Below are 10202 nucleotides of genomic sequence, written 5' to 3'. Positions count from 1 at the left end.
TTAAAGTTGGTCAAGAAATTGAAGTGAAAGTTGTGAACGAGAAAGACGGAAAAATTGGATTATCCATTAAAAAAGCTATAGATAAACCTGAGAGACAACCTTCTTCTTATTCACAACGCCTACCACGACAGGCAAGAAGTAATGATAACCGTTCCAAAGACTTTTATTCAAAAAGTAATTTTCAACCCAAGGAAAACTTCGAACAAAAAATGGCGCGTTTTTTAAAAGATAGTGAAGAAAATTTATCCACACTCAAACGCAGTACGGAAACAAAGCGAGGTGGTAGAGGAGGAAGACGCGGATAAACTTTACTACTTCATGATATAGATAAAGGCAAGCCAGTAGAGAATGGCTTGCCTTGTTTGTTTCCTTTAATCTACTAAAAGGAATAATAATAACTGTTGTTCGTCGTTCCACAAAGCTACTTCCTGTAAATAGTATTATGTAAACTAATTTAATTCCAAATTCCTTTTAATAAAAAAGAACCCCTTGCCCAGTAATAGCAAAGGGTTTTTACATATGGGGGGATACGTTAATATTATGAACAGTTTTGTAGCTTCATATACATCTATAGTTATATAGTTGGTCGTTTATTAAAGGTGCAACAAGGGTGGTTGTGGTAGGTGTGGGGGCGTTTTCTAGCTAGAAAGAAAGGATAAAAATAGGATGAAAAGAAAGCCTTTTAGATGAAAGAAAAATAAATCATCGACAAGGGGATTTGTGGCATATGTAGGGAATACTTCCGCAAGCATTAGTTGTTATATTAAAAAATGGGGATAAAAATGCAACGATTATTTTAGAAAATTTATTCAAACAAAATACAGGCCCGAATTTTGCATTTATCCTTTAGTTGTTGGGTAATCCCTCACTAAATGCAAAATTTAAGCCTTTTAATTATCCCTTATTTAGCTCCTGTTAATAAACCATTCTTCTAAGCTATCTGATATCACTTCACGCTGTTCCCAATCGTGCCAAAAAGTTATAATTTGACCGACCTCTCCTCCTTCGGCTGGAGCTAAATCAATACAAATATCATCTCCGCCTCCATTGGTAGCAATGGGAATCCAACGTGGATTTCACCAAAATTCCTTTTTTACTGACCCAACAGGTTCAACGTCCTCAAAATCTTCAAATTCTTCAAATTTCCCACCATCCAAAAGCTCTTTTATTGTTTCCTATGTATATACAACTTTATCTGAAAATCTAAGTTTTATTCAACAATATCGCCCGATAGAAGAAGATTGTAGCAGTGTTTACTGAAGTTTTGCTTCTATTTCTAATAAGTGATTAATAATCTCATTGTTGACTTGGGTTGGGTTATCAAGGTTTGTAGCATGATGGGCGTTCTTTATATAAACCAATTTAGATAGAGGAATACGTTTAGCCATTTCTCTTTGTTGTCTTTCTGTCATAGTGTCATGATCACCCTGAAGTATTAAGGTGGGACAATTTATTTTATGTAAATCATCCCCACTTTCCATTGTGGAAACTGCATGCCATATACGTATCCAATGGTTTAAAGGTATTGAGGTAACCGACTCTTTGATATATTGTTTGTTATTGCTATTGAACTTAGAGAGCATTCTTGCCTGAATTATTGCCATTACCCTCATAGGTATAAAAATGCTTGACCATCGATTTATGGGAACAAATAACTTCTCAAACCAATTGTATGTATTAGTAAAAGGCGTACCAATTAATATAAGTGATTTTACAAATTCCGGGTGCCTAATCGCAGTTTGAAGAGAGATATGCCCTCCCATCGATAAGCCACAGAGATGGACCTGTTTTACATTTAAATGGGCTAATAATCCAATTAAATCTTTGCTAAAGTCCTCAGAATCCACTTTACCTTTTGGTAATGAAGATTGACCATGTCCACGTACATCCCACGTAATGGTTTTGTATTGTTTAGCTAATTCATCAATCTGCGGTTTCCATTGCCGATGATTCCATGAAGCACCGTGTGTAAAAACAATTGCATTACCAGAACCTTTTACTTCATAATACAATTCTACATTATTTATTTTGACTTTAGGCATTTCTTCACCCCTTTTCACCAATATGTATTCAACCTTTATTATATGAAATGTCATAACTATCTGCTCTTTATTTATTAGCCGTTATTTAACAATCTGGCCCGATTATTGAATAAAATGACTCGTATTTTTTAAATGTATTGTAGATTAAACAACTCTATTGTCTCTAAAAAACCAGTCCGTAAAAGTATACTTAAAGGAAAAGAAAAAAGGGTCTTCATCAGAAGACCTCTATATTTACTAAAGTTGAATGATATTGTTTTTTAGGAGCCACTCTTCAAACTTCTTAGCTCCATCTTCGTAATCAAGATTTTTGCTTCTAACAGAGAAAATCTTGAAACCCTCGTGCTCTAGATAATTTTCCTTGTCTTGATTGGAACTAGAAATATTATACGCCGCAAAATTAAAGAAGACATCCCACGCATCTCCTTGTTTTCTTTTATATGCTGTGGCTTCATAATCTAATCCATTGTCGTAATAGCCTATGTGAAGATGAAGGTTAGGATCGTAAATACTCATTACGTTATCACTCCCTTATGGTACGTAATTTTATTATATAGTGCTTCTTCATGTTTGGGGCAACATGGTAAAGTACCATTATACGAAGTAAGACTACTTTTATTTAACAAAGTTCATTACATAGATGAGGAGAGAATAATATGCAAGGAAACCTGAAAGCTGCGCATCGTTTTTGTAGTGGCAATAAGGAAAGTTTAAAGAAAGATAATTTATGTGGATGTTTTTATTGTTTAGAAATATTTCATCCATCTGAAATTGAAGAATGGATAGACAGTAATGAGAATACAGCTCTTTGCCCCCACTGTGACATTGATTCTATAATAGGTCAAAACTCTGGCTTCCCTATCACTAAAGAGTTTTTAAGTAAAATGAACAAATATTGGTTTTAATGTAAGATAAAAATCAAGTCATTTCCGATAACGTGTTTTATGGAAACTAGATATGTATGTGGTATACATAATTAAAAGGGGGATGTAAATAAAATGTTTCCATATGCTATTGAGGATTTTTTATTAAAGACTTATGGACATTGGACAAAAATAGAAAAGTTAAATGGGGTAAATGAAGGGAAAGGAATATCATGCTTTCGTCTCTTTATTGGAGACAAATCTTTTATCATAAAAAAAGCAAAAGAAAAAAGAGAGTATGATGTTTATAACTCTCTATCACGTTTTTTTAAAGATAAGAAAATTTTGATTCCCTTTGTTTATTATACTTACCATGAAGAGACAGATTATTGGGTTGTTATCGAGGATGTTTCAGGTCATTTGCCTAAAGAACGATGGACAGGTGATAGAGAACAAATAAAACTCCTATTCAATTTACATTTTAATACATGGAATAAAACTTTAAATATTGATAAACCTTTTAATTTTAGTTGGGATGAAAAATTAATAAAAAACTCGCTATCCCTATTTCCTTCAGGTTTGGAGGAAGCTATTGAACAATTGCATTCAAAATCAGAAACTATATTTTCACCTTTTTGTTGTATATCTGGTGACCCCAATCCTACAAACTGGGGAATTAGGAATAACAACGAATTAGTTTTGTTTGATTGGGAACGCATAGGATATGCTTCTCCTGCCATAGACCTTGCTATTACAATGCCAGGTTTAGGAACAATAGATAAGTCGTTAGAATTTAATATTGCCAGTACATATATTAGCTTTTGGAAAGATAGTTCCGTAGAATTTCCTTATTCAGTCCAAGAATTGACGGAACAGATTGTAATGGCTAAAATGTGGAGTGCTTTAGACTTTTTAGTTAATAATGCTGATACTCTAAAAGAGGAGTTATTAGTTTTTCATATAACACAACTACATGAAAAATTTAAAATAGGGTTAAGTTGATAAAAGCTTAATAGGTACTAAAGAATGCTCTTCAGTTGAAGAACCTTTTAAGTACCTATAATTAATATTATGGTGACTAGGTTTGCATAGAGTATACAAAGAGTTTTTAAGCAAAAGAACGATTATATTCCCAGTAATGTTATATAAAATTATGGTATAATTTGTAATAAAATAATCCAAGGGGGGTTCATAATTAATAATTTGGAGTATGAAACATAACAACGCTGTTTATCTATTCGCGCTCCTCCTTTTAATAGTCAAAGCCATATAAATCAGAAAAACTATTATTAGGGAGGATTTTAGAATGAAAAAGGACAAACAATTTGTAAGCTTTATAGATCATATAAACAATAAGTTCACCGGTTGGGACTTTACTTATATTACTCGTTCTGGTCGTATGAATAATGATATGCTTTCTTGGTCGTATGGAAGTAAAGCTTTGTATCTTATGCAAAATGCTAAGAGTGTGTTAGACATGGGAACAGGTGGAGGAGAATTCTTGTCCACGCTACAGCCGTTCCCTAATGCCATTTATGCTACCGAAGGCTATAAACCCAATGTCTCTATAGCAAGAGAACGATTAGAACCACTGGGGGTTAATGTTGTTCCATACCATGAGGATGATAAATTACCTTTTAAAAATGATCAATTCGATTTGATTTTGAATCAGCATGAGTCTTTTTGTGCTAGAGAAGTAAGAAGAATTCTATCAGACAAAGGAACTTTTTTCACCCAACAAGTAGGAGGCTTAGATTGCTCACGGATCAATGAATGTTTAGGGGTTCCACTCAATAAGGAATTTTCTAAGTGGGATTTAAAGACAGCCTCAGATGAGATTAATAAGAATGATTTTAACATCGTCTTTAGTAAAGAAGAATTCCCTATCCAGAGGTTTTATGATATTGGTGCACTCGTTTATTACTTAAAAGCTATTCCTTGGCAAGTTCCTCATTTTAATCTTGAAACACATATGGATGGGTTATATAAAATACATCAGATTATCCAATCTGAAGGATTTTTTGATGTAGAACAACATCGCTTTATTATTAAGGCAGTGACAAAATAAACGTTGTAATAATTAAAGAAAGAAAAAAGGATCCCTAGTTGGAGATCCTTTTTTCTACCGATAAATAGTGTTATGTAAATAATAGCTTTATCCTTTATAAACCTGATATTCCAAATGCGACAGCAATAAATAAAAAGATTATAACGGCTATCGTAACAACCGATAGTACGATTTTTTTCCATATATTTTTTGGGCTTAAGAAAGCAAAAACTAAGGTAAAGGTCAACCCAACCAATAACCATGTATTAATAGTTGTTGATGAGTAATTATCGTCTGTAGGAACCATAAAATAAAAGGCAATAGTTAAAATTAAAAAGGTAAATGAAATTTCACCAAAATGTTTTCTCAATGTGTGCTTCCTCGCTTGATTAGTAGTTTATAAATAAAAGATTTGAACAACACAGTTTTTATTTAACTACGTTGCTTTTTGATTATCCTCCGAAATCACCAAGGAGAATTCCTATTGTAAGGGCCATACAATATTTGCTGCAAGGGGCAATACAACCGTTAAAAACATAATTGCACCGTTTCCTAGCATTCCTACAACTTTTAAGGCCCCTTTTTTAGTGAAGAACGAAAGAATGAAACCAATAACAGATGGAAGTGAGGCAGTGAGTAGGAACAACATAACGCTATATCCCAACCAACTTCCTACAAAGAACATTTCTCTAATTCCGAATACAGCAGAGACTAAAAATAATACCAAAGAGATAATACCTAGTGTCTTTTTCATTTTATGCTCCTTTTCATGCAAGAATAAGTAAAAGTTCTATGCTTTGTAAGGATTAGACGAGGAGGATTAAAAAAAGTTTGGGAATGCATCTCCTTTTTATAGTTTAATAATAAAGAAGATGGAGTAAACATTTTTCTTAAAGTTAATAAGCCTCCCCCATTTATGTCCGTAAAAGTATGGATAAAAAAACAAGCGACCCTTTTATTAGAGTACGCTTGCTTTTTTGTCTCTTAATACACTTTTTGAAGCTCTTGGATTCTTTCTGCTGGTTGAACCGATGTATCCAGCATTAAGACAAGGCCAATTCCTTGTACATAATACTCAAGTGTATCGATATCACTCTTAACTTCAATTGCATTCTTAAACGTACCTGCTGGTGTTGTTACCGTTTTGTTCATAGAAGTTACAACATAATGGATTGGATATTCATCCTCGTAGAAGTCATCTGTCCATTTTGTATTTAATTTTAATGGATATGGAATCGTTGAGGAGATGTCCCCATCCTGCCATCCAGATACGTATCCATCTTGATCTTCACTATAAGCATAGTACGTAACTTCTCCGTCACTGTCTCGTCCTGTCCACTTATCCATACCAGACTTTGTACCTGTATATTTAAAGGTTTCTGTATACTCAGCATATGGATAGTTATAAACATAGGTCTTACGTGTGTTTAATTTTAAACCACCTGTTACCACTCGGTTCGTTCCATTATCTTTGAAAGACGAATCCAGTGTGCGGGCTAAGAATACCGCAAAGTGTTGACGTGAAATTTGTTGGTAGGGTTTAAAGGTATTATCTGAATACCCTGTTGTGACATTGTTATACGCTAGTGCATTGATGTATGTATAGAATCCATCCGTGCTTGGTACATCTGAGAACTCACTAAGGGTTGAGCCCTTTAAGTTATACGCTAAACTTAAAATCTTAGCCATTTGTCCTCTTGTTAGCGTGCCCCATGCGTCAAAGTATTTCTTTCCTGTTTTCGCATCTTCCTTACCTGAAATAATGCCCAGTTGTACAGCTTTAGCGACTTCTTGGTATCCGTAATCGCCTTTTTTAATATCCGTGAAGTTAGGATCTGGAGCTGTAAAATCCGTTACGCCTTTCGCACGTAGAATCATTTGCACAGCTTGAATTCTTTTAATCGATGCCTCTGGTTTAAAGGTCCCATCATTATATCCTTTAATGATTCCTTTATTCGTAAGGAAGCTAATCTCTTTTTCATAAAGAGTGACGTCCTTAAACTGACTACTTGCCTCTGCATGATACAGGGGAAGAGCCATAGCCAACAGTAAAATGAAGGCTAAACATACTTGTACAATCTTTTTCAATGTAATTCCTCCTATTAAGTTGTAAACAATATTACAATTGTATTACTAATTTATTACACCAAACTCCTTAAAAGTCAATCTATTTTTTTATAAATTTCCTTATTTATTAAATTTATAGTGAATATTAACCTGTGCAAAACGATCTATAAAACTATATACATATCTATTTTTATTGTTGTATGATAGATCATGCTCTTCAATTCCAACTCCAAATCGGAGAAACAGTAAAAAGAAATCTTCAATTTAGAAAATCTCTTTTTCATTGCCTATAATGAACATTATGTTGACTAAAGGTGAATATCTTATAAATAAAAAAACTTCGATAATTGAAAAATATGTAAGAATAAACTCTGTTGTGATAAGCTAAATAGTAATAATATGGACAGGAGGCAATCCAATGTAGAAATTTCTTGCTCTTATATATTTATAAAAAATAAATAAGATGTGAGGGATATCTATGTCAAAATTTAATAACAAAATGTCCTTTCGTTTTCTTTGGATTGGACAAATGTTGGCTAATCTAGGGGATGTTTTATATACGGTTAGCTTAATAACAATGGTTTATAAGGTTACTAAATCAGTAACCTTTATGTCTCTTGTACCGTTTGTCATTACTATAACAGCTCTTATTAGTGGGATTTTAGCGCCTATTATTATTGATAAATATAAATTAAAGTCTATTTTGTTTTATTCCCAGCTTGGTAAGACATTATTTCTTTTGGGTTTATGTTTGTTAGCTCTCGATATTCGAATAGAGTTTCTTTCGATTCTTTATTTTTTTATTGCATGTATTTCTTTTTTAGACGGATGGGCTTCACCTGCACGTAATGCTTTGGTTCCTAGTCTGATAAAAGAAGAAAAACTCGTGAAAGCCAATAGCTTTTTAGCCATGTCTGATCAAATAACGCAATTAATTGCCTGGCCTATTGGGAGTTTGCTTTTGGTTTTATGGGGAGGGCCTACAATCCTTTGGTTAACATTTACGTTCTTTGTTATTTCTTCAACACTTATGTTTTTAATTAATGATCAAACTGTAAGTGAAAAACATGAAAAAACATCAAAATTAGTAGCTATAAAAGAAGGTTGGCAAATTATATGGGATTCTAAGCAATTACGAACAATCAGTATTATGAACGTATTAGAAACACTTGCTAATGGAGTTTGGATTGCAGCTATTTTATTTATATATGTTGAGCAAGCTCTTCATAAAACAGAAGTTTGGTGGGGATTCATTAACGCTGCCTTCTTTGGTGGGATGTTTATCGGTGGACTATTAGTTTATCGATATTCCCAGGTCTTAGAGAGAAAATTAGGTCAAACGATTATGTGGTCTTCCTTCTGTTTAACCACTTTAACCTTTTTATTTGGTATAACTTCTTTTGCCTGGTTTGCATTAGTTGTATCTTTATTATATGGTTTACCGCAAATGGCTCGTGATGTTGCAGAAGTAACTATTATTCAAAAAAATGCAAGGGAAGCGTTACTTGCGAAGGTTTATTCTGCGAGAGGGACTTTAATTTATGGAGCTTTTGGTATTTCATCTCTTTTGTTAGGATATATAACTGAACATTACGGAGTTCGGATAACATTCTTAGTAGCAACAATCCTTTTTTTTATTTCTTGTCTTCTCGCTCTTTTTAATAGGAGAGACCTTTTCCATCCTAAAACTTCAAAAAATGCAAAAGGTAAAGCAGGCTAATCATTGCCTTGCTTTACCTTTTGTTTTTCTCCTTCCTATAATCCGTTTATTAGTTATTTTTTATGTAAATAAGTGTATTGGAAAATAATCACCATATAGAGTGCTATTATTATAATAATAGAAATAACCATATTATAGAAAGATGTAATCAATAACAAAAAGTATACACCTGTGTTGTTGATAATTAAATTTATTTACGGGAGTGAAGAAATGTCTACTTTAATAACGGTTTTAATTGTTATTTTAGGAATAGGTTTTCTCGTATTCCTTCTTAATTTATGGCAAAAGGTTCTTAATCATAATGACAAAGTTTTAGAAAGACGGAAGAAAGAAAGAGAAAAGAAAACCGAACATAAATAACACTGGATAGCTGAACGTCATTAAAAAGCTCAAAACCAGTCCGTAAAAGTATACTTAGATGAAAAGAAAAAGCTCAAACTCTTTGAATGCCAACGAGTTTGAGCTTTTATTACTTCCTGTAATACATTTTATGTTAACTAAATTTCAATCTGATATAATATTACTTTAAATTTTCTACCATATTAATCAATAGGGGGATGCAAAGAAATGAGTGAAAAAACAGCTTTGCTGGTTATAGATGTCCAAAACATTATGTTTTCTTATGAAGGTGGGTCTTTATGGAATGAACAACAAGTGCTCCACAATATTTCTTCTCTACTAGCAAAAGCACGTAAATCACATACACCCATTATTTATATACAGCATACTGATTCTAATCCCAATAGTATGCTAAGTGAAGGAAAAGTCACATGGGAAATTCATCAGGATGTCCGCCCATTGCCAACAGATATTGTTATTCAAAAATCTTCCTGGGACGCATTTTACCAAACAACGCTACATAAAAAACTTCAGGAGCTCGGAATTAGAAAATTGATTATTGCAGGTATGCAAACCGAATTTTGCCTGGATACTACTTGTAGAAGCGCGTATAGCTTAGGTTATCAAGAGAATATCTTAGTAAAAGATGCTCATAGCACATTTGATACTGATGTGCTTTCAGCTTCTAAAATAGTAGAACATCATAATAATATATTAGGCGGCAGATTTGTCACATTAAAAGGAGTAAGTGAAATTATATTTTAAATCAATTAGTAACTTATCTATGCAATAAAAAACAGCCTTTTACCTTCTAAGGGCTGTTTTTATTCCTATAATGCGTGTTATGGTGCGACAAGAAGTCGCTTCTATATAGTGTGGCTTACGCCACTAGTTTAGACGCAAAAACTATCCCCATCCAAAACTGCGTGACTAGTAATAGGTACGTAGGTTGCATGCGGAAATGCGGAAACAGAGAGTCAGCGCACGGCTCAGAACACTGCTAGGGGAAGGTGAGTATGGTGAACGCAAGTGAAGGTTTATAAGCTTCGTAAACGTTAGCTCAAGATAGTGCCCAGATTGGCTTGAGTATTGATAAGAGGAAAAGCAAATTCATAACGTTGCTG

13 protein-coding genes are annotated in these 10202 nt (G+C 33.4%); 7 read left to right on the top strand and 6 right to left on the bottom strand.

Annotated elements, in window-relative coordinates:
- The coding region (locus tag BM012_RS20475; protein WP_074842883.1) for an RNA-binding protein S1 at positions 1 to 305 on the top strand (305 nt) is incomplete at its 5' end.
- A gap of 600 nt (positions 306 to 905) precedes the next feature.
- Here BM012_RS20475 and BM012_RS26935 read toward each other — a convergent pair.
- From BM012_RS26935 to BM012_RS20460, 3 genes are all read right to left on the bottom strand, one after another.
- Entirely contained in the window at positions 906 to 1064 is a 159-nt protein-coding gene (locus BM012_RS26935) for an SMI1/KNR4 family protein (protein ID WP_321170000.1), read from the bottom strand.
- A gap of 189 nt (positions 1065 to 1253) precedes the next feature.
- Positions 1254 to 2042 carry an alpha/beta fold hydrolase gene (locus BM012_RS20465; protein ID WP_061803118.1) on the bottom strand — a complete coding sequence of 263 codons (789 nt, stop codon included), beginning with the start codon at positions 2040 to 2042 and terminating at the stop codon, positions 1254 to 1256.
- Between the two features lie 237 nt (positions 2043 to 2279).
- Positions 2280 to 2558 carry a DUF3986 family protein gene (locus BM012_RS20460; protein ID WP_061803106.1) on the bottom strand — a complete coding sequence of 93 codons (279 nt, stop codon included), beginning with the start codon at positions 2556 to 2558 and terminating at the stop codon, positions 2280 to 2282.
- A 140-nt stretch (positions 2559 to 2698) separates the two neighbouring features.
- On the opposite strand from BM012_RS20460, the gene BM012_RS20455 reads away from it, so the two are divergent.
- From BM012_RS20455 to BM012_RS20445, 3 genes are all read left to right on the top strand, one after another.
- Positions 2699 to 2947 carry a hypothetical protein gene (locus BM012_RS20455; protein ID WP_061803107.1) on the top strand — a complete coding sequence of 83 codons (249 nt, stop codon included), beginning with the start codon at positions 2699 to 2701 and terminating at the stop codon, positions 2945 to 2947.
- Between the two features lie 93 nt (positions 2948 to 3040).
- Positions 3041 to 3907 (top strand): protein kinase family protein, encoded by an 867-nt coding sequence (locus tag BM012_RS20450; RefSeq protein WP_061803108.1) that lies wholly within the window; start codon positions 3041 to 3043, stop codon positions 3905 to 3907.
- A 304-nt stretch (positions 3908 to 4211) separates the two neighbouring features.
- The gene (locus BM012_RS20445) at positions 4212 to 4973 is read left to right on the top strand and encodes a class I SAM-dependent methyltransferase (protein WP_061803109.1); all 762 of its coding nucleotides are present in this window, start codon (positions 4212 to 4214) and stop codon (positions 4971 to 4973) included.
- 94 nt (positions 4974 to 5067) lie between these two features.
- Here the strand turns inward: BM012_RS20445 and BM012_RS20440 are convergent, their stop codons facing one another.
- The 3 genes from BM012_RS20440 to BM012_RS20430 form a co-directional block, all read right to left on the bottom strand.
- Complete coding sequence (locus BM012_RS20440) at positions 5068 to 5322, bottom strand: hypothetical protein (protein ID WP_061803110.1); 255 nt, start codon at positions 5320 to 5322, stop codon at positions 5068 to 5070.
- A 111-nt stretch (positions 5323 to 5433) separates the two neighbouring features.
- Positions 5434 to 5706 (bottom strand): hypothetical protein, encoded by a 273-nt coding sequence (locus BM012_RS20435; RefSeq protein WP_061803111.1) that lies wholly within the window; start codon positions 5704 to 5706, stop codon positions 5434 to 5436.
- 230 nt (positions 5707 to 5936) lie between these two features.
- Positions 5937 to 7040: an S-layer homology domain-containing protein gene (locus tag BM012_RS20430; RefSeq protein ID WP_061803112.1), complete on the bottom strand. Its 1104-nt coding sequence runs from the start codon at positions 7038 to 7040 to the stop codon at positions 5937 to 5939.
- Between the two features lie 457 nt (positions 7041 to 7497).
- Here BM012_RS20430 and BM012_RS20425 point away from each other — a divergent pair, with 457 nt between their 5' ends.
- The 3 genes from BM012_RS20425 (at position 7498) to BM012_RS20420 (ending at position 9843) form a co-directional block, all read left to right on the top strand.
- Positions 7498 to 8739 (top strand): MFS transporter, encoded by a 1242-nt coding sequence (locus BM012_RS20425; RefSeq protein WP_061803113.1) that lies wholly within the window; start codon positions 7498 to 7500, stop codon positions 8737 to 8739.
- Between the two features lie 210 nt (positions 8740 to 8949).
- Positions 8950 to 9099: a hypothetical protein gene (locus BM012_RS26550; RefSeq protein ID WP_161939284.1), complete on the top strand. Its 150-nt coding sequence runs from the start codon at positions 8950 to 8952 to the stop codon at positions 9097 to 9099.
- Between the two features lie 207 nt (positions 9100 to 9306).
- Positions 9307 to 9843, top strand: a complete 537-nt coding sequence (locus BM012_RS20420; RefSeq protein ID WP_061803114.1) for a cysteine hydrolase family protein — start codon at positions 9307 to 9309, stop codon at positions 9841 to 9843.
- Positions 9844 to 10202: the final 359 nt, after the last annotated feature.

Origin of the sequence: Priestia endophytica DSM 13796 (assembly GCF_900115845.1) — a bacterium.
GTDB classification, from domain to species: domain Bacteria; phylum Bacillota; class Bacilli; order Bacillales; family Bacillaceae_H; genus Bacillus_I; species Bacillus_I endophytica.
This window is presented reverse-complemented; position numbering and strand designations above follow the sequence as displayed.

Bases quoted from the DNA above. Each gene is read 5' to 3' on its own strand.
- BM012_RS20460 (WP_061803106.1), bottom strand. From the start codon at position 2,558: ATGAGTATTTACGATCCTAACCTTCATCTTCACATAGGCTATTACGAC.
- BM012_RS20455 (WP_061803107.1), top strand. From the start codon at position 2,699: ATGCAAGGAAACCTGAAAGCTGCGCATCGTTTTTGTAGTGGCAATAAG.
- BM012_RS20445 (WP_061803109.1), top strand. From the start codon at position 4,212: ATGAAAAAGGACAAACAATTTGTAAGCTTTATAGATCATATAAACAAT.
- BM012_RS20450 (WP_061803108.1), top strand. From the start codon at position 3,041: ATGTTTCCATATGCTATTGAGGATTTTTTATTAAAGACTTATGGACAT.
- BM012_RS20435 (WP_061803111.1), bottom strand. From the start codon at position 5,706: ATGAAAAAGACACTAGGTATTATCTCTTTGGTATTATTTTTAGTCTCT.
- BM012_RS26550 (WP_161939284.1), top strand. From the start codon at position 8,950: ATGTCTACTTTAATAACGGTTTTAATTGTTATTTTAGGAATAGGTTTT.
- BM012_RS20425 (WP_061803113.1), top strand. From the start codon at position 7,498: ATGTCAAAATTTAATAACAAAATGTCCTTTCGTTTTCTTTGGATTGGA.
- BM012_RS20465 (WP_061803118.1), bottom strand. From the start codon at position 2,042: ATGCCTAAAGTCAAAATAAATAATGTAGAATTGTATTATGAAGTAAAA.
- BM012_RS20420 (WP_061803114.1), top strand. From the start codon at position 9,307: ATGAGTGAAAAAACAGCTTTGCTGGTTATAGATGTCCAAAACATTATG.